The organism is Cycloclasticus pugetii PS-1 (assembly GCF_000384415.1).
Taxonomy (GTDB): Bacteria; Pseudomonadota; Gammaproteobacteria; order Methylococcales; family Cycloclasticaceae; genus Cycloclasticus; species Cycloclasticus pugetii.
The window spans coordinates 1,624,075-1,647,169 of sequence record NZ_ARVU01000001.1; the positions used below are offsets into that span (position 1 = coordinate 1,624,075).

The 23,095-nt window shown below is 41.6% G+C and carries 22 protein-coding genes; 10 read left to right on the plus strand and 12 right to left on the minus strand.

What is annotated here, in order from left to right; all coding sequences use genetic code 11:
* Nucleotides 1-64 precede the first annotated feature (64 nt).
* Nucleotides 65-886, minus strand: a complete 822-nt coding sequence (gene ppsR / locus CYCPU_RS0107860) for a posphoenolpyruvate synthetase regulatory kinase/phosphorylase PpsR (protein ID WP_015006317.1) — start codon at nucleotides 884-886, stop codon at nucleotides 65-67.
* 119 nt (nucleotides 887-1,005) lie between these two features.
* On the opposite strand from ppsR, the gene ppsA reads away from it, so the two are divergent.
* Genes ppsA through CYCPU_RS0107880 form a run of 4 tightly spaced genes read left to right on the plus strand, consistent with a single transcriptional unit; the run spans nucleotide 1,006 to nucleotide 6,055 of the window.
* Entirely contained in the window at nucleotides 1,006-3,375 is a 2,370-nt protein-coding gene (ppsA, locus tag CYCPU_RS0107865) for a phosphoenolpyruvate synthase (RefSeq protein WP_020932264.1), read from the plus strand.
* An 8-nt stretch (nucleotides 3,376-3,383) separates the two neighbouring features.
* A complete protein-coding gene (locus CYCPU_RS0107870) occupies nucleotides 3,384-4,565 on the plus strand; it encodes a pyridoxal-phosphate-dependent aminotransferase family protein (RefSeq protein ID WP_015006319.1) in 1,182 nt (393 codons plus the stop codon).
* Nucleotides 4,566-4,576: 11 nt separating this feature from the next.
* Entirely contained in the window at nucleotides 4,577-5,425 is an 849-nt protein-coding gene (gene asd / locus CYCPU_RS0107875) for an archaetidylserine decarboxylase (RefSeq protein WP_020162435.1), read from the plus strand.
* A gap of 9 nt (nucleotides 5,426-5,434) precedes the next feature.
* Nucleotides 5,435-6,055: a DUF2238 domain-containing protein gene (locus CYCPU_RS0107880; protein ID WP_020162436.1), complete on the plus strand. Its 621-nt coding sequence runs from the start codon at nucleotides 5,435-5,437 to the stop codon at nucleotides 6,053-6,055.
* Here CYCPU_RS0107880 and epmA read toward each other — a convergent pair.
* Nucleotides 6,029-7,003, minus strand: coding sequence for an EF-P lysine aminoacylase EpmA (gene epmA / locus CYCPU_RS0107885; protein ID WP_015006322.1), 975 nt, complete (start codon nucleotides 7,001-7,003; stop codon nucleotides 6,029-6,031). The two genes, CYCPU_RS0107880 and epmA, sit on opposite strands and share 27 nt — an antisense overlap.
* A gap of 7 nt (nucleotides 7,004-7,010) precedes the next feature.
* Complete coding sequence (gene efp, locus CYCPU_RS0107890; RefSeq protein WP_015006323.1) at nucleotides 7,011-7,580, minus strand: elongation factor P; 570 nt, start codon at nucleotides 7,578-7,580, stop codon at nucleotides 7,011-7,013.
* A 60-nt stretch (nucleotides 7,581-7,640) separates the two neighbouring features.
* Between efp and epmB the strand changes: the two genes are divergently transcribed.
* The 3 genes from epmB to CYCPU_RS0107905 all read left to right on the plus strand — a co-directional run bounded on the left by epmB (nucleotide 7,641) and on the right by CYCPU_RS0107905 (nucleotide 12,609).
* Nucleotides 7,641-8,672 carry an EF-P beta-lysylation protein EpmB gene (epmB, locus tag CYCPU_RS0107895; protein WP_020162437.1) on the plus strand — a complete coding sequence of 344 codons (1,032 nt, stop codon included), beginning with the start codon at nucleotides 7,641-7,643 and terminating at the stop codon, nucleotides 8,670-8,672.
* An 81-nt stretch (nucleotides 8,673-8,753) separates the two neighbouring features.
* Complete coding sequence (locus CYCPU_RS0107900) at nucleotides 8,754-10,514, plus strand: cyclic-di-GMP receptor FimW-related protein (protein WP_020162438.1); 1,761 nt, start codon at nucleotides 8,754-8,756, stop codon at nucleotides 10,512-10,514.
* Between the two features lie 19 nt (nucleotides 10,515-10,533).
* Entirely contained in the window at nucleotides 10,534-12,609 is a 2,076-nt protein-coding gene (locus CYCPU_RS0107905; RefSeq protein WP_020162439.1) for an EAL domain-containing protein, read from the plus strand.
* On the opposite strand, the gene CYCPU_RS0107910 is transcribed toward CYCPU_RS0107905, so the two are convergent.
* From CYCPU_RS0107910 to prmB, 4 genes are all read right to left on the minus strand, one after another.
* Nucleotides 12,606-13,505, minus strand: a complete 900-nt coding sequence (locus tag CYCPU_RS0107910; protein WP_015006327.1) for a 5'-nucleotidase — start codon at nucleotides 13,503-13,505, stop codon at nucleotides 12,606-12,608. The two genes, CYCPU_RS0107905 and CYCPU_RS0107910, sit on opposite strands and share 4 nt — an antisense overlap.
* A gap of 203 nt (nucleotides 13,506-13,708) precedes the next feature.
* Entirely contained in the window at nucleotides 13,709-14,899 is a 1,191-nt protein-coding gene (locus CYCPU_RS0107915; RefSeq protein WP_020162440.1) for an MFS transporter, read from the minus strand.
* Between the two features lie 34 nt (nucleotides 14,900-14,933).
* The gene (gene aroC / locus CYCPU_RS0107920; RefSeq protein ID WP_020162441.1) at nucleotides 14,934-16,040 is read right to left on the minus strand and encodes a chorismate synthase; all 1,107 of its coding nucleotides are present in this window, start codon (nucleotides 16,038-16,040) and stop codon (nucleotides 14,934-14,936) included.
* A 24-nt stretch (nucleotides 16,041-16,064) separates the two neighbouring features.
* On the minus strand, nucleotides 16,065-16,985 hold the full coding sequence (gene prmB / locus CYCPU_RS0107925; protein WP_020162442.1) for a 50S ribosomal protein L3 N(5)-glutamine methyltransferase: 921 nt from the start codon (nucleotides 16,983-16,985) through the stop codon (nucleotides 16,065-16,067).
* A 110-nt stretch (nucleotides 16,986-17,095) separates the two neighbouring features.
* On the opposite strand from prmB, the gene CYCPU_RS0107930 reads away from it, so the two are divergent.
* Genes CYCPU_RS0107930 through CYCPU_RS0107940 form a run of 3 tightly spaced genes read left to right on the plus strand, consistent with a single transcriptional unit; the run spans nucleotide 17,096 to nucleotide 19,961 of the window.
* Nucleotides 17,096-18,334: an HDOD domain-containing protein gene (locus CYCPU_RS0107930; protein ID WP_020162443.1), complete on the plus strand. Its 1,239-nt coding sequence runs from the start codon at nucleotides 17,096-17,098 to the stop codon at nucleotides 18,332-18,334.
* A 17-nt stretch (nucleotides 18,335-18,351) separates the two neighbouring features.
* Complete coding sequence (gene fliK, locus CYCPU_RS0107935; RefSeq protein ID WP_020162444.1) at nucleotides 18,352-19,668, plus strand: flagellar hook-length control protein FliK; 1,317 nt, start codon at nucleotides 18,352-18,354, stop codon at nucleotides 19,666-19,668.
* Entirely contained in the window at nucleotides 19,668-19,961 is a 294-nt protein-coding gene (locus CYCPU_RS0107940; RefSeq protein ID WP_020162445.1) for an EscU/YscU/HrcU family type III secretion system export apparatus switch protein, read from the plus strand. The genes fliK and CYCPU_RS0107940 overlap by 1 nt, the downstream gene beginning before the upstream one ends.
* On the opposite strand, the gene CYCPU_RS0107945 is transcribed toward CYCPU_RS0107940, so the two are convergent.
* The 5 genes from CYCPU_RS0107945 to CYCPU_RS0107965 form a co-directional block, all read right to left on the minus strand.
* Nucleotides 19,958-20,350, minus strand: coding sequence for a DUF2802 domain-containing protein (locus CYCPU_RS0107945; protein ID WP_015006334.1), 393 nt, complete (start codon nucleotides 20,348-20,350; stop codon nucleotides 19,958-19,960). The two genes, CYCPU_RS0107940 and CYCPU_RS0107945, sit on opposite strands and share 4 nt — an antisense overlap.
* Entirely contained in the window at nucleotides 20,350-20,511 is a 162-nt protein-coding gene (locus tag CYCPU_RS12050) for a hypothetical protein (protein WP_020162446.1), read from the minus strand. Before CYCPU_RS12050 ends, CYCPU_RS0107945 begins: the two co-directional genes overlap by 1 nt.
* Before the next feature lie 17 nt (nucleotides 20,512-20,528).
* The gene (gene motD / locus CYCPU_RS0107955; protein ID WP_020162447.1) at nucleotides 20,529-21,542 is read right to left on the minus strand and encodes a flagellar motor protein MotD; all 1,014 of its coding nucleotides are present in this window, start codon (nucleotides 21,540-21,542) and stop codon (nucleotides 20,529-20,531) included.
* A 3-nt stretch (nucleotides 21,543-21,545) separates the two neighbouring features.
* Nucleotides 21,546-22,283: a flagellar motor protein gene (locus tag CYCPU_RS0107960; RefSeq protein WP_016390021.1), complete on the minus strand. Its 738-nt coding sequence runs from the start codon at nucleotides 22,281-22,283 to the stop codon at nucleotides 21,546-21,548.
* A gap of 92 nt (nucleotides 22,284-22,375) precedes the next feature.
* Nucleotides 22,376-23,086 (minus strand): RNA polymerase sigma factor FliA, encoded by a 711-nt coding sequence (locus CYCPU_RS0107965; RefSeq protein WP_015006338.1) that lies wholly within the window; start codon nucleotides 23,084-23,086, stop codon nucleotides 22,376-22,378.
* Nucleotides 23,087-23,095: the final 9 nt, after the last annotated feature.

The following is a 23,095-nucleotide window of genomic DNA, read 5'->3' on the forward strand; positions in this document are numbered from 1 at the left end:
CAACCTAAGTTACACCTAAAATCATAAGATTACTTAAAGCCAAACAGGATTTCCATACTCGTTGTTAAAAATGTTTCACATCCAAATCTTTAGTTAAACGAACCTGCGCCGCAATCTCCTCAATCGAAATAGAGGTTACATTCAAAAACGGCACATTTTCCATATGCAATAATTCTTCTACTTGTGAAACTTCTCTTTGACAGGTTTTTAATGAAGCATAAGGACTACCTGGTCGACGCTCTTCACGAATCCTGCTCAGCTGCTCCGCGCTGATGGTCAAGCCAAATAATTTTTTCTTATACGGTTTTAATGCTCTAGGAAGCTCACAGTTATCTAAATCACTGTCTGTAATCGGGAAGTTAGCCGTAAAAATGCCATATTGAAGGGCAAGAAATAAAGACGTTGGTGTTTTCCCCGTTCTTGAAACACCAATTAAAATGACATCAGCCTGATCATAACGGTCTAAACGCGCACCATCATCATACTCCAGCGCATAATTAACCGCCCGTATGCGTGATTCGTAAGAGCTTGTATCACTCAAACCATGACTTTTCCCGACCTCATGAGATGACTCTTGTCGCAAATCATTTTCCATTCTAGTAATATAATCATTAAACAAATCATAGAAAATACAATTACTTTTAGACACTATCTCACGCAAATCATCATTAGTGAATGTGCTAAAAACAATTGGGCGGCCTTCATTAACCGTATAAGCTGCATTAATTTTATTACACACAGTCTGTGCCCTTGATACCGTATCTATAAAGGGAATAACGTGTCGTTCACGCTCAACACCTGTAAATTGTGTCATTAGACTATTACCCAGTGTTTCTGCTGTAATAGCCGTTCTATCTGATATAAAAAAGATTGTTCTGCTTTTCATTGAATATAGCGGTGCATTTTTTGTTAAAATATTGGATTAATTCGAATTTTAAACCAAAAGGTAGCTTCTCAGCAGATAGATTTGCAGTGTGGAAGGTATCAACATTAGGGGATCAGAAGTTGGAAGATTATATTGTTTGGCTAGACTCAACAGGTATGGACGACGTCGAGCACGTTGGTGGAAAGAATGCATCACTCGGCGAGATGATTAGCAATTTAGCCTCTGTAGGCGTTGATGTACCCGGTGGCTTTGCCACAACAGCAACGGCTTTTAGAGACTTTCTTTCGCAAAGTGGTATCGATGATAAAATTCACGAAAAGCTCAGCACATTAAATGTAGATGACGTTAATGCCTTGGCCGCAGCCGGCAAAGAAATTCGCCAGTGGATTATTGACACGCCCTTCCAACCAAGCTTAAAAACGGCTATTGAAAAGGCCTATGCAAAAATGCAAGCTGATGCAAATAGTGAGTTTTCTGTTGCCGTTCGTTCCTCTGCAACGGCTGAAGATTTACCCGATGCATCATTCGCGGGGCAACAAGAAACATTCCTAAACGTTGATGGTATTGACAATGTAATGCGTTCAATTAAAGAGGTATTTGCCTCATTATTTAATGATCGAGCCATTTCTTACCGTGTACACCAAGGATTTGAACACAGTGGCGTTGCCCTTTCCGCTGGCATTCAACGCATGGTTCGCAGCGACATAAGCGCTTCAGGTGTTATGTTTACACTCGATACCGAATCAGGCTTTCGTGACGCAGTTTTTATCACCTCAAGCTATGGCTTAGGTGAAATGGTCGTTCAAGGTGCCGTTAACCCAGATGAATTTTATGTTCATAAGCCAACCTTAGAAGCTGGTCGGCCTGCTGTATTACGCCGCAACTTAGGTAGCAAGTTGATTAAGATGATCTATAACGATGAAGCAGGCGACCCTGTTAAAATTGTGGATACTGACCCATCAACACGCGGCGTTTATTCCTTGACCGATGCCGAGGTGGAAAAACTTTCCAGCATCGCTATTACTATTGAAAAACACTACCAACGGCCTATGGATATCGAATGGGCTAAAGATGGTTTAGACGGTCAGCTGTATATCGTTCAAGCTCGTCCTGAAACGGTTCAAAGCCGCGCCGGTAAAGAAATTCAACGTTACTCTTTAAACGAAACAGCTAAGGTACTTGTTGAGGGTCGTAGTATTGGCCAAAAAATTGGTTCTGGCCCTGCTCGCGTTATCGATAATATTTCTCAAATGGACCAAGTCCAAGAGGGCGACGTATTAGTCACCGACATGACCGACCCAGACTGGGAACCGATTATGAAACGCGCCTCAGCGATTGTAACCAACCGTGGTGGCAGAACCTGTCATGCCGCCATTATTGCCCGTGAATTGGGTATTCCTGCTGTGGTTGGCTGTGGTGATGCAACAGACCATATTACCCAAGACACTGATATTACCGTTTCTTGTGCCGAAGGAGATACTGGCTTTATTTACGAAGGTCTACTGGACTATCAAGTAGACACCGTTAACTTAGACGCCATGCCTGACATTCCAGTTAAAGTCATGATGAACGTCGGCAACCCTGATCGAGCCTTTGATTTCGCCTCATTACCCCATGAAGGAGTTGGCCTAGCACGCTTAGAGTTCATTATTAACCGAATGATTGGTATTCACCCTAAAGCACTCTTAGAGTATGAACAATTACCAAGCGACCTAAAAGAAACCATCAGCAAACGAATTTCTTGTTATGAAAGCCCTAAAGACTATTACGTTAAACGTTTAGTCGAAGGCATCTCAACCATCGCTGCAGCTTTCTCGCCTAAATCCGTCATTGTTCGCATGTCCGATTTCAAATCGAATGAATACGCCAACTTAATTGGCGGCGACCGTTATGAACCGGAAGAAGAAAACCCAATGCTTGGTTTTAGAGGCGCATCACGCTACATCTCTGACTCATTCCGCGAATGTTTCAATATGGAATGCGAGGCCCTAAAGTTTGTACGCGACCAGATGGGGCTAACAAATGTCTGGGTGATGATCCCTTTCGTACGTACCCTAGACGAAGCCAAGCAAGTCACCGAGCTACTGAAAGAAAACGGTATTGAAAGCGGTAAAAATGGCCTTAAGCTCATTATGATGTGCGAATTACCTTCTAACGCTTTAATGGCTGAAGAGTTTTTAGAGTATTTCGATGGTTTCTCAATTGGCTCAAACGATTTAACACAACTAACGCTAGGGCTTGATCGTGATTCCGGCTTAATCGCTTCTTTATTTGACGAGCGCGACCCGGCCATTAGAAAACTTCTTTCTATGGCTATTCAAGCATGCCGCAAACAAAACAAATACATTGGTATTTGTGGACAAGGACCATCTGACCATCCTGATCTTGCCAAATGGTTAATGGAACAAGGCATTGAAAGCGTCTCGCTAAACCCAGACAGCGTTATTGAAACCTGGATGTTTATGGCGGGCCAAAAAATCGAAGGCTAAAAAAAACCATGACGATCACAACGTTTAACCCACCCGTTCGCACCTTGATGGGCCCCGGCCCATCTGATGTTCACCCACGTGTCCTATCGGCGCTTGCACGCCCAACGATTGGCCACTTGGACCCGAGCTTCAGCACCATGATGGATGAGGTTAAAACCTTGCTTCAATATGCATTCCAAACAGACAACCAATTAACTTTCCCGGTATCTGCGCCCGGCTCTGCTGGTATGGAAACTTGTTTTGCAAACTTATTAGAAGCAGGTGACAGCGTTATTGTTTGCCAAAATGGTGTTTTCGGCGGACGGATGAAAGAAAACGTTGAACGTTGTGGTGCTATTGCCATCATGGTTGAAGATGAATGGGGAAAAGCGGTTGACCCGCAAAAAGTTGAAGATGCTCTTAAAGCCCATCCTGAAGCTAGCGTGCTGGCTTTTGTTCACGCAGAAACTTCTACGGGCGCTTTATCGGACGCCAAAACTTTATGTGCATTAGCGCACCAATACAATTGCCTCACTATTGTAGATGCCGTCACTTCTGTGGGCGGTTCAGAATTACGGGTGGACGATTGGGGTATTGATGCCATTTACTCTGGCACACAAAAATGTCTTTCCTGCGTGCCTGGCTTATCCCCTGTTAGCTTTAGTGAACGCGCACAAGAGCGTATCAAACAACGTAAGGAGCGAGTACAAAGTTGGTTCTTAGATTTAAGCCTTGTTATGGGCTACTGGGGTAATGACGGCGGACGCTCATACCATCACACCGCCCCAGTTAACAGCCTATATGCCTTACATGAATCACTATTAATGCTAAAAGAAGAAGGCTTGGAAAATGCATGGGCTCGGCATTCAATGCTGCACCAGGCCTTAAAAGCCGGTCTAGAAGCAATGGGGCTTAGCTTTATCGTTCCCGAAGGCTCTCGGCTCGCCCAACTCAATGCTGTCACTATTCCTAGCAATGTTGATGATGCTGTCGTTAGAAAACGCTTGCTACACGAATATGACCTAGAAATTGGCGCAGGGCTTGGTTCCTTAGCCGGTAAAGTATGGCGTATTGGCTTAATGGGCCAATCTGCTAGCGCTAGTAATGTGATGTTCTGCCTTGCCTCGCTGGAGTCCGTCTTGAATGACATGGGGGCAACTATCAACACTGGTGTTGCACTACCTGCAGCACAAAAAGCAACTTTCGGATAACGGTATTTAAAATGGATAAACTCTTTATACTCCTTCAGCACATTTTGCCAAAGCATAGTTTATCGGCCTTAATGCATAAACTCGCCCGTTGTAAAACGCCTTGGGTAAAGCAATTTATCATCAATACTGTTATTAAACAGTTTGGCGTCAACATGTCTGAGGCAGCACAGCCAGATCCAGAAGCCTACGAAAGTTTTAATGCCTTTTTTACCCGTCAATTACGTGAAGATGCTCGTCCCCTAGAGCACGACGATACAACGATTGCCAGCCCTGTCGACGGCACCATCAGCCAAATGGGCAGCATTGAAAACGGCGAATTATTTCAAGCAAAAGGCAAATCATTTAACCTGTCTGCTTTGTTGGGCAATGACAGCCTAAGTAGCGAATTTGAAGACGGCCAATTCACCACGGTTTATTTATCCCCCAAAGATTATCACCGCATCCACTTCCCTGTCGATGGAACACTCAAAAAAATGGTACACGTACCCGGTGAACTGTTCAGCGTTAACCAAACCACTGTTGAAGCAATAGATGAATTATTTGCCCGTAACGAACGGGTTATTGCTTTTTTTGATACCCCTGCTGGCCCTATGGCGATGGTCATGGTTGGTGCTATTTTTGTGTCGAGTATTGAAACCGTTTGGTATGGAGAGGTTACCCCGCCTCGCCACAATCAAATTCGTCAATGGCAATATAGCGATAACAAGCAACAATATAAAAAGAATGATGAAATGGCTCGTTTTAATATGGGCTCAACCATCGTTATGTTATATGGAAAAGACAAGGTCACATGGGCTGAAAATTTAGCAGCAGGGGACGCCGTTCAATACGGGCAAGTGATCGCTAAAATTAATAAGTAAACAAGCAAATTGAAAACCAACACGGTTTACACATCGGCTTGGCTTTTTATTTTTTTCAGCACATTACTATGGTCTGCCATAGCACCCAATGATGCCCTAACATGGTTACTTGAGGCCCTTCCGGCAATTATTGCGTTAATAATTTTAACCTTTACCCGCAAGACCTTCCCACTCACCACGCTGGCCTACCTATTAATCTTAATACACGCTGTCATTTTGATGGTTGGTGCTCATTATACTTATGCTGAAGTCCCTCTTTTTGATGCCTTGGCTGAGCTAATGGGCTCAGAAAGAAACAATTACGATAAACTTGGGCACTTTGTTCAAGGCATCACCCCAGCGATTATTACTCGGGAAATTGTCATACGACAAGATGTTATAACGTCATCACGCTGGATGAATTTTTTTGTCATCTGCGTGTGCTTAGCCGTGAGTGCATTTTATGAGTTAATTGAGTGGTGGATTGCATTAGCGTCAGGGAAAAGCGCAGACGCTTTCTTAGGCACGCAAGGCTACATTTGGGATACACAGTCAGACATGATGTTTGCACTAATTGGCGCCATCACTGCCCTGCTCACCTTATCTTATTTACACGATAGACAATTAAGCTCGATCAATCGGAAACGTTAAAACATCATCAATGGCGTTCGCGCCTGTCATTAACATCAACAGCCTATCTAAGCCCAAGGCAACGCCTGAACATTCGGGCATTCCATGTGCAAGCGCGGCTAATAAATTTTTGTCCATCGGCAAACCATCTAAGCCACCTTGCTCTCTTTGTGTTAACTCATCTCGAAAGCGCCTAGCTTGTTCAGCAGCATCGGTTAGCTCCTCATAACCATTCGCTAACTCCACATTATTAAAGTACACCTCAAAACGCTTAGCGGTCACGGGCGGGCCTTCATCTAATTGGGCTAACATCGCCATGCATTCAGGGTAATTGGTTACAAAATAAACAAGGTCTTTTTTAAGCTTCGGCTGAACATATTGACTGAATACGTAATCTAGGCCGTTGGATAACTTCCCGCCACAAATATCACTCGCCTCTGGGTTGCCTTGCGTAGTCGCATAGGCCATTAAATCACTGTAGGTAAGCTGATGAGGGTTTAACCCGGTTAATTGCTGAAATAGTTGTTGGTACGTGACCGTTCTATACGCCAAATTTTGCCCGAAACAGAGCATCAACAACTCAACCATTTCATTGATTAAATCAGCCAGCTTAAAACCCACTCGATACCATTCTAGTAACGTAAACTCAGGGTTATGAAAACGCCCCCGTTCAGACTGTCTAAATGATTTTGCTATTTGATAAATAGAACCCGAGCCCGCAGCCAGCAAACGCTTCATGGCAAATTCAGGTGACGTTTGCAAGTACAGTTTTTGAGACGCCGACAGGGCCGTACAAAAACTATCTAAATTAATATCACAACTTGCTGCTGCTGAAAGCACCGGCGTTTCGACTTCCAGAACAGCTTTTTCTATAAAGAAAGCCCTGATCGTTCGATAAAGCTCGGCACGCTGATGCAATAAAGCCGCTGAACAAGTCGGCGGCCATTGCTTATTGTTAAGGTCAGTCAATTAAAAACTAGTTTTTCACACGTGAAGTGTATTCGCCTGTGCGAGTATCAACCTTAATCACTTCGCCAATTTGCACAAATAAAGGAATTCGAACAACTGCACCTGTTTCTAATGTTGCGGGCTTACCACCACCGCCAGAAGTATCGCCTTTTAAGCCAGGGTCGGTGTCGGTCACTTCAAGCTCTACAAAATTTGGTGCCGATACCAATAAAGGCGCCCCATTCCATAAAGTCACAATACATTTATCTTGTTCTTTTATCCACTTTGCAGCATCGCCAACTGCGGTTGCATCACCGGATACTTGTTCGAACGTTTCATCATCCATGAAGTACCAAAAATCCCCATCGTTATATAAATAAGACATTTCAGTTTCCATTACGTCAGCCGCTTCAACGGTTTCGCCCGACTTAAACGTGCGGTCAATGACCCTACCTGTTTTTAAGTTACGAATCTTTACTCGACTAAACGCAGGCCCCTTACCGGGTCTCACGAATTCATTTTCAACAATCGTGCATGGCGAATTATCCAACATAATTTTTAATCCGCCTTTAAATTCATTTGTACTGTAAGTGGCCATGTAAATTCTCGTTAATTAATATAGTTAAATTATAAAGTTCTTCAATTAATGGTCATTATAATGGCTAATATGATGAACACAGAAAAAACTTCTTTAATTCCGAGCTGGCAGCAAGAACTCCAATCGGCCTTTACAAACATCAATGACTTATTGTGTTTTTTAAACCTTAATATTGACGACCTTAGCCTTCATACTGAAGCAGCTAAAGATTTTCCACTTCTGGTCACAAAAAGTTACGCACAGCGCATTAAAAAGTCTGATTGGGGTGATCCGCTGCTTCGGCAAGTTCTCCCCGACCCTAGTGAGCTTTTAACAAACCCAGATTATTTAAATGACCCAGTTGGTGACAGCCAAGCCAGTGTCTTGCCCGGCTTGTTACATAAATATTATGGTCGTATTTTACTGGTTAGCACGGGGGCCTGCGCAATACATTGTCGTTACTGTTTTCGTCGTGAGTTTCCATATACTGACAATAGTGCAAACCGCTCACAGCTTGACTCTATTAAACAGTACCTCATTGAACACCCAGAGGTAACCGAGGTCATTCTCAGTGGTGGCGACCCGTTAACACTAAGTGATACCAGACTTGAGCACTTATTTGACTTGTTCGAACAGCTGCCACAAATTGAGCGTATTCGTATTCATTCAAGAATACCCATTGTGTTGCCTAGCCGGATAAGCAAAAAATTATTGGAAATACTTTCCTCAACAAATAAAAAAGTCATTATGGTTATTCACGCCAACCACCCAAACGAGTTAGATGATAGTGTTTCTAACACTTTGTTTGCTATAAAAAAAGCGGGGCTTACTTTACTCAATCAAACGGTATTATTACGGGGCATAAATGATAATGCAAAAACCTTAACTAAGTTAAGCCACCGTCTATTCCATTGCGACACCCTCCCCTATTACTTACACGTTCTTGACAAGGTAAACGGTGCTATGCATTTCGATACAGAGATGGAGCATGTGTTTGATGTATACCAACACCTTCAAAAAAAACTCCCAGGTTATTTAGTACCTAAGCTGGTACGCGAAGAAGCCGGCAAGCCTTATAAAACATTATTATCTACAAATATTAACTTTCCTTAAAATAAGGCGCATAATCAAACCTAACTTATAAAAAATAATTTAAAACACACCTTAAATAAATACTGACTTAAGAAACACCACATGGATATGCACAAAAAATTCACGGATAGAATTGGGCCTGTCGCAACTAAATCTCACGTAGATTTGCCTTTTGAGCCTAATACAAGATCCTGCCAAGAGTGGGTAGACGACTTGCCGATCTTAGACGCCGCATCGACAGCAGGAATGATGTTGACAGCAACGCAAGGGCTATTATCAACGACCGTTGCCCCCTACACTGAATTTAAAATTTCTGAGGTAGTTAGCCCTTATGTTATAAAACTAACAACTCTCTACCTTAAAGCAACAGAGGGAACCAAGTTACCGTTAAGCCAAAAGCAGGCTGAGCTTTCAACACAAACATTAAAGGTTTTAACAAACGCCCAAGCTGTTTACCAAAATATTATATGCTCCGCATACTTTGCTAAAAACAGCGCTGATGAGAGCGGTGACGATACTCCTATTTTTTCTAAACACCAAAAGGGCCTTATTATCCATAGGGCCGTAGAGCTACTGGGTATTATTCAGTTTTTTGAGTCCCTAGTTTACAAACCCACTGACGCTGGCTTTTGGAATGCGCTCAACGCTTTATTTACTCTCGCTGAAGACTTGCAAGTACATCAACTTGATTGCCTTAAAGTAAACGGTAACAGCCACACTACGATAGAAAATGAATTCAAGAAAATTCATTTTTTTAATTTAGCTCGCCCTAACCGGTTTAGACAAGGTGATATCAAAACGATCCAACGTATTTTATCCTTGCAAGCTAATAATATAACAATGTCCTCAAACCAAGAGGTATCAACAAGCTTTTATATTGACCTTTCATCATCTAAACCGATTTCCCATGTGGCGACTTTAAAAGCGCATGATCAATGCCGTTTTATAGACAATAAGCTTCTTGTTCAATTCATACAAAGTGATCAACTTGTCGCCCCAGAAAGACAGGTCACTATTTCAATGACTCCTGAGAAACCTATTTTGTCAAAAAAAGTAATCCAGCAACTATTACCTAGCTGGAGCACTCAACAAAGCCGACAATCACCGAGGTATGAACAAACTGAGGAGTTAACCGTTTACCCTGGTTTCGACAGTGTTATTAGGGCGTTGGTTCTTAAACAAAACCCCGATTACTTTGGCAAAAAACCCGCTCAAACAACAAAACCTCGTCACGACTTCGGTATAGATAACCTACACTTAATACCAATAGAGGAACGCTACAAAAGCCAACATACAATAAATGATACCGACGTAAACAAAGCGCTTAAAGCTTCCGCCGAAAACTCACTGTCTGCAAACAGCATTTGGACTAAAAACCTTATAAAGCCAGGTGAAAAAGGTCACTCAATGGAAGCAACAATGAACGATATCAGCTTACAAGGGCTAAGGTTTCAAATTGCTGCTAATAACCAAGCCCTTTTAAATGCAAATGACCTTATTGGCATCCAAACAAAAACTGGCCCCCTTCAACTCGCCATCATTAGGCGCATCAATAAACTTGAGGACGGCGATATTTCTGTTGGTGTAGAAATGATGTCGCCTAATCTTAAAATTGCCAATATCAAGTTCCATAATAAGGAGCTCCCCCCTAAACCGGCTATTTTCCTCCAAGGCATTCCTAGTATTCATCAACCAGACTCAATTATCACCCCTCTACTACTAAACAATACAGCTAAAAGCATCATCTTAAAAACAAAGGACACCCTTAACACTTACCGCCTTGATAAAATAATAGAAACAAATCAAGTTTTTAACCATTACACAGTGTTAAAAGAATCAGATCTAGATTATGGTAAACAGTAATTTAATAATTGGCTGAAAGATGACTAAGCGGACTGTATTAACTGTTGGTTTTTCAACAAAAGAAAGTAAGGCTTTAGAGCTTGCATTGAACACAACTAAAACCGATGTTGTTTTAACGCCAACAACTGCTAGCCGCCTAAAATCTGAGTCATACGCTGATGCGAACTTAGTTGTTGTAAAACTAAACGACGATGACTCAAAAAACGAAGATTTAATACGAAAAGTAAAACAATACTTTCTTCACTTCCCCGTTATTTTATTGACAGAAAAACACTTAAGCAGTGATGAAGTCAAGCGTTACGATGCTAACAACATTATCGATATTCGCAGCTTTAACCCTGTTCTTTTGGTCGCTAAATCTATCGCCCGTGAAGTAACCCTACAACATAATAAATATTTATTACACCAGGTTAATTCACAGTTTAAAAATGAATCTTACCGATTCGAGTCTTTTCTAAAACATACCGAAGACGGTGTCGCGCTTATCTACGATGGGCAATATTGGGCGACCAACTCAGCCTATAAACGTATTTTTAACATCCCTGATGATGAGAACATTATTTGCACACCCGTCATGGAGTTCAGTAGCCCAACATCATGCGCTGTGCGTGGCAACCTGCCTAAAAGAAACTTCAATACGTCGCTAGAATCGTTACCCGATGAAACCGTCTTATCGGTTCTTATACAAACTCGAGATGGCGACTCATTTGTCACCACTCTCTATAAGACGCATTGCTTTGTTAAAGAGCAGCTTTGCACACAAATCCTGATTCATAACCCAGATGCATGGAGTAGCGTAGAAAAAGGCTTCACCGACCTACGAACCTTTGACCATGAAACTGGCTTGTACAACAAAAGATTTGTGACTGAATATATTGATAAAGAGATAGCCAGTGAAGAAGCACGTGGCTCGCTGGCCATTATTCTGATTGATGACTTCCGTACTATTCGAGAACAGCATGGTATTAATTATACCGACGACGTTATTCGCTCCCTAAGCCGCACGATTAACGAAACCTGCTCGCAAAATGATATTCTTGCGCGCTATGGTGATGCTGTTTTCACCTTGTTTTCAGATGAGCTTGGGCGCTCTGAGTTTTTGTTAAGCTGTCAAAAAATACTAACCCAAGTTAACAACACCCTCTTTGGCGATGATAGCCAATACATTAAATTAACCTTAAGTATTGGTGTTAGTTTTATTGACCCGCGAGTCACCACCTCTAAACAACTCACCTCACAGGCTGATAAAGCCTGTGACAAAGCCAGTTCTCATGGTGGCAACCAAATTCATGTCTTTGATTCTGTCACGACACCCTTAACCGTTATCATCGATGAGGCAAAAAACACGCATTTGATACAATCTGCTTTAGAACAAGACAGACTTCACCCGTTATACCAACCCATTGTGGAACTATCCCAGAAAAAAACTGAAAATTATGCGGTGCTACTTAGGATTCTTGATAGCAAGAATGCACATATCCCACCTGATCATTTTATTTTAACAGCCGAAAAAACCGGCTTAATCAGCCAGCTTGATGAGTGGGTATTGAAAAGCACCCTAGAACAAATCAAAGAAGCCTCTCGCCAAGGCATTAAAAGAAAATTCTTTATTTCTATCTCTAATATTACCTACCGAAATACACCGTTCATAGAAACGCTTGTGAGTGAATTAAAGTTCTATAATATAGATGCCAGTTTATTGGTTTTCCAAATCAGCTTTTCCGATGTAAAAATTGAACCCACTGTTTTAAAGAATTTCATCTCCGTCATTAAAAAAGAGTGTGGTTGTCAAATCGCTTTTGACCAGATTGGTTTTAGTCAAATCACTGACAGCATATTAAAAGAGTACCATGTTGATTACTTAAAAATAGACGGTACGTTTAGTCAAAACTTACTTAACAATGAAGAGTCACAACAAACCATTAAAGACCTTATTCAAGTCACTCGCAGAAATAACGTAAAAACAATTGCAAAGTCGGTTGAGAATGCAAATACACTCGCGCTGCTTTGGAACCTTGGTATTGACGCAGTACAGGGCTATTTCTTACAAGAACCCTCCGACATCATGCGTTTTGACTTTGACCTTAACAACTAATCTTCATTTGCCACGCCATGAGGTACATGTCCAGTAGCGACGTGTAGTTGAGCAGACTCGCAGTGCGCTGCTTGATCATCAAAGAAAATATCAGCACCAAATGATTTTAAAAACTCACCTTTTGCTAGCCCACCTAAAAAAAGCGCCTCATCAATTCTAATATCCCAAGAACGAAGCGTTCGAACAACACGCTCGTGGGCTGGCGCTGAACGAGCCGTTACCAACGCTGTTCGAACAGGGGATATTTCTTCAGCAAACTGACTTTGTAAATTATGTAAGGCAGATAAAAAGGATTTAAAGGGACCGCCAGACATCGGTTCTTTAGCTGATACCTGCTCATTTTCAGTAAACGCATCCAGCCCTTTTTCCTTATATATTCTCTCCGATTCATCAGAAAAAATAACCGCATCACCATCAAAGGCTATCCGTAACTGATCATTAGCAGCATCCGTGCCTTTACCAGACAAAATAGTCGCTGCAGCATGCCCTACCTCCAACGCCTTACGTACATCTTCTGGAGAGGTTGAGAGAAACAAGTCCACTTCAAAGGCTGAGATATAACCAAACGGGCTATTACCACTGGTAAAAGCAGCACGCTTTATATCTAAATCATGTTCGCGTATTGAGTTAAATACCCTAAGTCCAGTATCGGCGCTATTTCTTGATAATAAAATCACCTCAACTGATGCCTCAGGTAATCGTTTGTTCAAGCCCAAAAGCTTTTTCACCAAAGGGTAAGCCACCCCGGGGTTTAAACTCTCATCCTCCCTAGCAATTTGATAAGCGCAGTACGCTGCTTTGCCTTCTGTTTCAAACACTTTATTCGATTCGACTAAATCAAATAATGCCATTGAAGAGATCCCAATCGTTAATTTTTTAGAACCTGATGATTGCATGATGAATACCCCTATTTCGCTCGTCCATATTAAATCATGTAGATAAGCCCCATAAAAGAAGCCCTTTGCCATGTACAACTAGTTGAAGATTCAAGCAGTACTGACGATATTAGTTGTTTATAAAGCCTCTATCAATAACTCATATAAGCATAAACTAACTGCTAGTTTATTTGTTCATCTGTTGAAATCAGATCAGCGCTTAATTAGACAGAACTAATGCCTTCGCCTGTGGCTGCTAAGTCCTCAGAATTACCTCGTTCCACCCAGTTCCATGCAACAAAAAATGCTATTGCACTCAAGAAAGAGGCCATAGTAAATACCCATTGCGAACCAAACGCATCCCAAAGAAAGCCCGCTAGCAGCCCACCAAACATGCCACCTGCCCCATAACCAATACTCGTATATAAAGCCTGGCCTTTATCTTGCGCCGCACCTTTAAAGTAGTGATGTGTTAACTGTATGCAAACAACATGAAATGAGCCAAAAGATGCGGCATGTAATAGTTGCGCCACTAACAGCGCGACCAAACTTTCTGCTAGCCAAGCAATAATTAACCATCTAATAATGGTTAAAAATATACTTAACAATAAAACAAACCGTAATTGAAGATGATGAAAAAGCTTCTGAATTATGATAAATATCGCAATTTCAGCAAAGACGCCTAACGACCATAACAGGCCTATTTCAGTTTCGTTGTAATCTAGCTTATCGAGTAATATCGAAAAAAATGCGTAATAGGCTCCATGTGAGGCTTGCATTAAAAAAACCACCATAAAAAATGCGACTATTGCCTTTTTGCTCAAAATGGAATAAATCGTAGGTCCCTTTGTTGGATGTTTTTTTCGCCCTTTTTCACTCAGCAGCAAGCTAGATAAAAAAATCATCACCAAGCACAGACTGACCAAGAGCGGCCATTCATCTAAACCGATGACTGTCAGCACATAGCCAACACCCAACACCGTCACAACAAACCCCACCGAGCCCCATAACCTTATTCCGCTATATAGGTTTGTTCGCTGCGCCAATTTAGTTAATGTCACTGCCTCAAACTGCGGCAACATGGCATTCCAAAAAAAACTAAAAACAAAAAATATCAACAAGATAGCAACAAATTCTTGCTCAAATAGCACACAGGTATAAGCCGCCGCGGATACAAAAGAGGCCAACTGGATCAGTCTCATTCGGTCATTAAACCCTGAAGATATCCAAGCTAAAATACTCGGCGAAACCAGCTTAGTTCCTTGCATCACAGCAAAAACCAAACCTACTTGCACAGCCATATAGCCAATAGAATTTAAATACAGGCCTAAATACGGCGTCAGCGCACCTAAGGATGCAAAATAAAAAAAATAGAACCCAGATAACCGCCAATAAGGCAATTTTTGATTAGCCAACGAAATAAACCTTATGCCAGACTATTAGTGAACACTATAACGAGCTGTCTCCCGCTGGAATAATAGGTGCCGCTGATTTCACATCACTGTTTTGTCCTGTGTGTCTTAGCATATGATCCATTAACGTAATGGCCATCATCGCTTCTGCAATGGGGGTTGCTCTAATGCCTACACAAGGATCATGTCGTCCTTTAGTAACAACCTCTATGGGCTGCCCATGTATATCGACAGACTGACCAGGAATTCGTAAACTGGATGTGGGTTTCAAGGCGATACTGGCCGAAATCGCCTGACCAGTAGAAATACCTCCTAAAATACCGCCGGCATGATTACTGAGGAATCCTTCTGGCGTTATTTCATCTCGAAACGCCGTACCTAGCGCCTCCACACAGCCAAAGCCCCCTCCAATTTCAACGCCTTTGACGGCATTAATACTCATTAAAGCATGCGCCAGTTCGGCATCAAGGCGATCAAAAATCGGCTCACCCAACCCTACAGGGACACCTGTTGCACTAACATTGACCCGTGCACCAACAGAATCGCCTGATTTTCTCAATGCATCCATATAGTTTTCTAATTCACCTACTTTACTGGGATCTGGAGAAAAAAATGGATTTTCATGGACATAGGCCATATCAACCACATCAATTTTAATTGGTCCTAATTGAGCCAAATACCCTTTAATTTCAACACCAAATTTCTCTCGCAAATATTTTTTTGCAATACCGCCAGCGGCTACCCTCATTGCCGTTTCACGGGCAGAAGAACGCCCACCACCACGATAGTCACGAAAACCATACTTATGCTGGTAGCTATAATCTGCATGCCCAGGTCTAAAGGTTTCTTTGATATTCGAATAGTCCTTAGAACGCTGGTCTGTATTTTGTATCAACAGCCCAATAGAGGTCCCTGTTGTTTTCCCTTCGAACACTCCCGATAAAATTTTTACTTCATCAGCTTCACGTCGTTGTGTTGTGTGTCTTGATGTACCAGGTTTCCTTAAATCAAGATCTCCTTGTAAGTCTGCCTCGCATAGCTCTAAGCCCGGAGGACAGCCATCTACAATACAGCCAATAGCCGGACCATGACTTTCTCCAAAACTAGTCACCGTAAAAATTTTTCCTATTGAATTTCCTGACATATTCGTATTATTACTGTTAATTAATTACGCTAGTTTAGCTTGAAATAGCGTGTGATATTTTAATAATTGTTCTTTCGTTAACATGAAAACACCATGTCCACCATACTCAAACTCTTGCCATAGAAAGGGGACTACTGGGTAACATTGTTGCAAAGCCTCATCTGTGTTTCCAACTTCAACATAAAGCACCCCACCTTCTTTTAAATATTCTGGAGCCTTCACAAGAATGTTATGCACCAATTCTAAACCCGATACTCCACCATCCAAACCAAGTTGAGGTTCTTTATAAAACTCGTCAGGTAAATTAGAAAGCTCCTCATGCCCAACATATGGCGGGTTACTAATAATCAGATCATATTGCCGATTCGCCAAGCCTTCAAATAAATCTGACTCCATAGCCTCTACCCTGTCTGCAAGCTTATGCCGCTGTATATTTTTATTAGCAACATTTAACGCCAACGCTGAAATATCTGCCAAATCAACCTTTGCCTCAGGAAAGCTAAACGCACTAGCAATCCCTATGCAACCGCTGCCGGTACATAAATCTAGAATACTATTTATTTTTGAGCTATCCACCCAAGGAGCAAACCGGTCTTCAATAAGTTCTGCGAATGGCGAACGAGGGACAAGAACATTATTATCAACAAAAAAAGGTAGGCCAGCAAACCACGCTTCACCCACTAAATAGGCAGCAGGAATTCTTTCTACTATTCTACGCTCAAAAGCATCTAAAACTTTTTGCTGTTCATCAACACTCACCTCTGACGATAATATCTGCTCATTATCTAACGGTAAATTCTTTGTGATGCCCAGCACAATATAACTGGCTTCATCTAGTGTATTATCTGTCCCATGGCCAAAATAAAGCCCTGCATCAGCAAATAAATTAGCGCCCTCAGTAATGAGTTCATTAATTGTCTTTATTTTTTGTATTTTAATTGTCATAGGGGCATAGAAAGGGCTATATTTAACTGAATAATAGGGTGATTGGTGATTAATGATAATTTTAACTCAAATCATAACTTACAAAGCAGTTTAAAAAAGCAGTATAAAAAATGTCCATTAGAAGCCTAACAAACGAAGAAGTTAACACCTTATTTCCTATCAGAAACTTCTCTGATAATAGCAAGCAGCAACTTAAAGAAATGGTGAAAACGGAACAATATGATTCCAATAGCATATTGTTTTCTGAGGGTAGTAGTGATGACAAACAAACTTACTTATTAGAAGGTAAAATACAGCTAACGTTTAGTAACAAAAAAGAAAGAATTATAGAAGGTGGTCAAATGGAAGCCCGCTTTCCCATTGATAATACATCTCCTCACCAAGCCACAGCCGTTGCACTTGGAGACGTCACCGTTTTATCTGTTAAGCGCAGCACATTAGATGATTTATTAAACGAGGTCCTGCCCAATAACAACGTTGAGATTCTTGATAATAGTCAGGACTCCTTACTGTATAACCAACTTTACTTTGAAGTTACCCAAGAAATGCAAGCGGGTAAACTAATATTGCCATCTATTCCAGAAACGGCGGTAAAAGTTCGCGCTGCTATCACAGACCCTCATGCAACGTCAGACACGATTGCAAAAATCACCCAACAAGACCCCGCTATTACCGCTCAGCTAATCAAAGTTGCAAATAGTCCCTTATTTAGGGGACGAGAAAAAATCGAAGCCCTCCCGCTTGCGATCACTCGATTAGGAATAAAAGCCATCAGCAACCTCATTACCACTTTTACCATGAGGATGGTTTTCACAGCTAAAACAAAAGACGTAAAGGATTTGATCTCAGCGTTATGGTTACATAGCCGAGATGTCTCAGGAATTTGCGCTGTCATGGCAAAAAAGCTTAAGGGCTTTGATACTGACAAGGCCATGTTAGCCGGCTTGATACACGATATCGGATCCATACCTATTTTAACTCATGCAGACAAACACCCAAATTTAATACATAACAAAACCGAAGTACAACAGACGCTTGAAAAGCTCTCACCTGTTATCGGCAAGATGGTATTAGAAAAGTGGAATTTCACTGAGGACTTCGTTGAGTTAGCCGTTAATGCTGAAAACTGGGAGCGCAAAAATGATCAACCCGCTAACTATACGGACTTAGTCATTGTTGCCCAATTACTCAGTTTTAAAAACACCCCTCACAAAAGTCACTACCCAGAAGCATCTTCTGTACCTGCTTATAATCGGCTGACCAAGTTGCTCCGAGACCCTAATGATTCGCTTGATGTGTTGGAAAATGCACAAGAAGAACTGACTATCGTCAAACAACTTTTCAATTAAATAGCCACCTAGCTTCATTGGAAATACCTAGCCTCCCAACCCACGTAACAACAGCAACTAGGGAGACAGCTTTAATTATAGACAAGCTCCAAACCGGTCAACCCTTACAAGTAAAAATAGTCGATCAATTAGCCAATAAGCATGACGTTATTATCCATTTGGGTAATCAACTGATAGCGGTAAAAACAAATATTCCCGTCACTGTTGGTCAAACGATTAACGTGATAGTCGACAGAACGCCTACTGAACTGATCCTAAACGTTAAACAGCCACCACAAGCCAATCAACAAATACCGTTAAGCTTACGACACTTACTTCCAAAACAAACTCCCGTCAGTGATTTCCATCAGCCACTCGGCGAAGTGCTTGCTGGGATTAATAAGCAAACAGTTCAATCAGCGCTGACTCAGTCAAAAGAACTGGCGCTGCAATTACTTCAGCTTCGGCGTTTAGCCAATAATATTATTCACACCTTGCCCAAGCAAAAAAATATAACAACAGCTGCGGGACTAAAAGACGCAGTCCAGCACTCAGGTGTGTTTTTAGAACCAACCTTACAAAAAATGCTGTTGGACAATAAAGCCGCTTTAAAAAACCATTCTGATAACGCAACAACCAGACATCAGCTTCCACTCGAACATTTAGCCACTAAAGCATTAAACCAACAATCTACTGAGCTCTCTCGCGTTGATATAAAGGCAAACCTTATTAAACTCATACAATTATTGAATGCCTGGCCAAACTCCACAGCAAGCCAACAAAAAGCGCAGCCACAAAGACTAACGCAAGAAGCGGCACCATCGTCCTCAGTAAAACCTACCGTTATGACACAACAGGCAAGCGCAGCGCAATTATTCGACCAACAAATAAAGGCCTTACTCAATAAAACAGAAGGTGCGCTTTCTAAAATAACGCTAAACCAACTGGCAAGCAGCAATATCGATAACAGTACCGGTCGCCAAACATGGCAAATTGAAATTCCGTTTCTAAACCAACAAGCTACGGAGTCTGTTTTTCTAAAAATTGAACAAGAAGACCCCTCTCGTAAAAAAACGAATGAGACGAACCCTCAATGGGTCGTTTCGCTTGAAATGAACCCTCCAAAATTAGGCCTCATTAAAAACAAACTCACACTTCAAAACCATCAAATCAGCAGTCATTTTTGGGCAGAACAACTCGAAACACGGCAGCTAATTGATCGTCACTTAAATACCTTCAAAGAACAACTTAACCGCGCCAACTTAAAGACCGATAGTATTCAGTTACAAGAAGGGCCAGGCCCGATAATGCAAAACAACAAACCTAGCGAATCTATTTTAAGTGAGAAGGCCTAATGACTGACATAGTAAACCCTGCTGATATTGCCATTGCTTTAAAATACGACGGCCAACATGCACCTACTATAACCGCAAAAGGTAGGGGTGATCTTGCACAGGACATTATTGACCTTGCTATTGCTAATGACATCCCCTTTGATCACAACCCAGAATTAGTCAAAATACTCAGTAGTATTCCTCTCGGAGATGAAATTCCCGAAGCACTTTATATAGCCGTTGCAGAAGTCATTGCCTTTGCTTATTTACTATCCGGTAAAGTACCAGACAACTATACAGAGCAACCAGACTAAGCCTTATGTAAGCGAATCAGTAAACTGGCTTCATCAACTGTTAGGTGGCACTTTTCAACAATTTCATCAGCGCTAGCCCCTTTTTGCGCCAACTCTATCGCACCTTGGAACTCTTGTAAGTGCTCAAACGTATCGCTTTCTTCTAATTCTTCTATACGGCCCATTAAACTACGAACACGCCGCTCTGCCCCACCCACGCGCTCATCAACACCTAAACCACTCGCACAAAGGGCTGAAATATCATGTTGAACCGTGTTAAGTTTCTTACCAAGGTGGCTAACTGTAGACTCTAGTGCTTTAGTTCTACACCATTGTTTATAGGTTAGAAAAAACAGCATCACCACCGCCAACAGCAGCGCGGTAACAACTATAGGTATATAAAATTCCATCAAACCCTTTCGTCTATATGTTTAGGCACTGAGTCATCCTCAGTATCTTTTGGTCGTTGCTTTTCAATTTTTTTATTTGTTTGAGCGTCTGGTTTATTTTTATTGTTCGGCTTAACAGGACGAACAGCTCTACTTGGTGTTATTTTATTTATACTGGCCATCTTTACTAACCCATATATTAATTCAAAAATTTATTAAACCGACTATTTTTGGCTTTCTCAAGCTTCTCTATTTTTTCAGCTGTCGATTCATTTGATTCACTCACATTACCCATTGGCAACTCAATCGCTTCTTGCAATTCGACCGCTTTCTTTTCAACAACCATAGGCTCTTCTATAACCGCCTGCGCTGATTTTCTTTTTTCTGCAAAACGTGAAATAGCATTCGATTGAACCACAATAACCACTCGTCTATTCCTTTCACGCCCTTCTGGGGTTCGGTTATCCTCAACTGGGTGGTGTTCGCCATAACCAACCGCCGCCAAACGTTGCGGATCGATCCCATATTTAGTCAATAAATGAACAACACTGGCTGAGCGTGCGGCAGATAATTCCCAATTAGAAGGGTATTCAAATGAATTTATCGGAATATTATCCGTGTATCCTTCTACTTGCACCGTATTATTTAATTTTCTAATTGGCTTGGCGACTTGCCATAAGACTCTTAACGCTTCATCAGACAAGCTCGCATTACCACTTCCAAATAACATTTTGCTGTTCAATTCAATTTCGACCCAAAGGTCATTTTTTTTAACCGACACAAGGTCACTATCTATTAGTGGGGACAAACCAGACTCCAAATTGTCGGCTAACTGGCCTAAGACTTTCGCTTCACTTATTGTTTGATCACTGTCAATGTCACTATCAACAATTTTAGCTGTTTGTTGTGGTTTGGCCTCAGAAAATAGCTCAGGAATCATTTTATCGCCCCCTCCTTCCAGCTCCATCAGCCTTTCAATCAGCGCTTTATTTTGCAGAACATCGCCAATTTCTATTGGATTCATGGTTCTAGGCTGACCTTTAAAAGCGCCATCTAAAGTGCTTGATAACACTCTATATTTCCCTTCATTCACCGACGAGACCGAATACATCACCACAAAAAAGGCAAATAAAAGGGTAATGAAGTCCGCATAAGAAACCATCCATCTCTCATGGTTTTCAACCTCTTCAAGCTTTTTTTTGCGTCTTGCCATTGACTATAAATACCCTTGAAGCTTTATCTCAACATTCCGTGGATTTTCACCTTCGGCTATCGCCGCAATCCCCTCTATCATCATTTCTCGAGATTGCGAGTATGCTTGAATTTGAACTTTTAATTTGGAGGCCATAGGAATAAATAATAAGTTAGCTAAGCCTACACCATAGATGGTTGCAACAAATGCGGTTGCAATACCAGCTCCTAATTTACTTGGGTCGGACAAGTTTTGCATAACATGAATAAGACCCATAACAGCACCAATAATGCCGATTGTTGGTGCATAACTACCCATCGACTCAAACACTTTTGCACTCAGCAACTGCCTTTCTTCTAGCGCTTCTAATTCAAGCATTAATATATCGCGTATTACTTCTGGTTCAGCTCCATCAACCAATAATTGCATTCCTTTTTTAGCGAACTCATCTTCTTCATCATCAACAACCGCTTCTAGACCGAGTAACCCTTCGCGTCTAGCAATTTCGCTCCATTCAATAATTTTAGTGATTGACTGTTTTAGCTTAAGCTTAGGAGGAAAGAGCACCCAGCTTAATAACTTAAGTGAACCAAAAAATATTTTTGCGGGTGATTGCAGCAAAACTGCGCCAATGGTTCCACCCAGCACAATCAAGGCTGCCGGGCCATTAATCAACGCAGACAGGTGGCCACCATCCATAAAATTGCCACCTAAAATAGCACCAAAGCCAATAATTACGCCCAAAATGGTCAAAATATCCAAATTACACTCTCCTGGTTTAGGGCGAATAACATCGAATGAAAAATCATCAATACAGCTCCATTGTCTTAATTATTAGGCTTAATACCTGATGCTTATGAGGGCGCATAATTTACCAAACGTGATTTCAAGCGAAGCATTGCTTGATTATTAATTTGACACGCTCGTGATTCACTTACCCCTAATACACTGCCTATTTCTTTTAAATTTAGTTCATTATCATAATACAATGATACGACCATTTGCTCTCTTTCCGGCAAGCTAGAAATGGCCCCTGCTAGTGCCACTCTAAAGTCTTCTTCATTGATGTTTTCTAAAATATTTTCTGTAGAGACTTGGTCGCTTTCTCCCTCCATCTCATCGGTACTGAATAACCGACAACATGTACTATCTTGCAATATTTTATGGTATTCCTCTATTGTGATATCTAGCAGCGCGGCTATTTCTGTGTCACGCGCATCTCGCCCAGTTTGCTGTTCAATACGTCGCATCGCTTCAGTAATTTGACGCGCTTTTCTATGCACCGACCTAGGCGTCCAATCGGTGCGCCTAACATCATCCAACATGGCGCCTCGTATGCGAATTCCAGCATACGTTGCAAAACTAGCCCCATAGTTATCTTTATAGTTATTAGAGGCTTCTAATAAACCTATCATACCTGCTTGAATAAGGTCTTCTACTAAAACAGTATCCGGTAGTTTCGCTAATAAGTGATAAGCAATGCGTTTAACTAAAGGCGCATGTGTAGCAACCAGTTCCCCAGCAGTTTTTGCTTGAAGGTTGGTATACATCGCAATGCCGTTCACTCCGTCAAC

What these genes read in the sequence shown, in the direction of transcription:
- asd (WP_020162435.1), top strand. Translation starts at nt 4,577, where the DNA reads ATGGATAAACTCTTTATACTCCTTCAGCACATTTTGCCAAAGCATAGT.
- CYCPU_RS0107910 (WP_015006327.1), bottom strand. Translation starts at nt 13,505, where the DNA reads ATGCAATCATCAGGTTCTAAAAAATTAACGATTGGGATCTCTTCAATG.
- CYCPU_RS0107905 (WP_020162439.1), top strand. Translation starts at nt 10,534, where the DNA reads ATGACTAAGCGGACTGTATTAACTGTTGGTTTTTCAACAAAAGAAAGT.
- CYCPU_RS0107900 (WP_020162438.1), top strand. Translation starts at nt 8,754, where the DNA reads ATGGATATGCACAAAAAATTCACGGATAGAATTGGGCCTGTCGCAACT.
- CYCPU_RS0107940 (WP_020162445.1), top strand. Translation starts at nt 19,668, where the DNA reads ATGACTGACATAGTAAACCCTGCTGATATTGCCATTGCTTTAAAATAC.
- ppsR (WP_015006317.1), bottom strand. Translation starts at nt 886, where the DNA reads ATGAAAAGCAGAACAATCTTTTTTATATCAGATAGAACGGCTATTACA.
- CYCPU_RS12050 (WP_020162446.1), bottom strand. Translation starts at nt 20,511, where the DNA reads ATGGCCAGTATAAATAAAATAACACCAAGTAGAGCTGTTCGTCCTGTT.
- CYCPU_RS0107870 (WP_015006319.1), top strand. Translation starts at nt 3,384, where the DNA reads ATGACGATCACAACGTTTAACCCACCCGTTCGCACCTTGATGGGCCCC.
- aroC (WP_020162441.1), bottom strand. Translation starts at nt 16,040, where the DNA reads ATGTCAGGAAATTCAATAGGAAAAATTTTTACGGTGACTAGTTTTGGA.
- efp (WP_015006323.1), bottom strand. Translation starts at nt 7,580, where the DNA reads ATGGCCACTTACAGTACAAATGAATTTAAAGGCGGATTAAAAATTATG.
- motD (WP_020162447.1), bottom strand. Translation starts at nt 21,542, where the DNA reads ATGGCAAGACGCAAAAAAAAGCTTGAAGAGGTTGAAAACCATGAGAGA.
- epmB (WP_020162437.1), top strand. Translation starts at nt 7,641, where the DNA reads ATGGCTAATATGATGAACACAGAAAAAACTTCTTTAATTCCGAGCTGG.
- CYCPU_RS0107945 (WP_015006334.1), bottom strand. Translation starts at nt 20,350, where the DNA reads ATGGAATTTTATATACCTATAGTTGTTACCGCGCTGCTGTTGGCGGTG.
- prmB (WP_020162442.1), bottom strand. Translation starts at nt 16,985, where the DNA reads ATGACAATTAAAATACAAAAAATAAAGACAATTAATGAACTCATTACT.
- CYCPU_RS0107930 (WP_020162443.1), top strand. Translation starts at nt 17,096, where the DNA reads ATGTCCATTAGAAGCCTAACAAACGAAGAAGTTAACACCTTATTTCCT.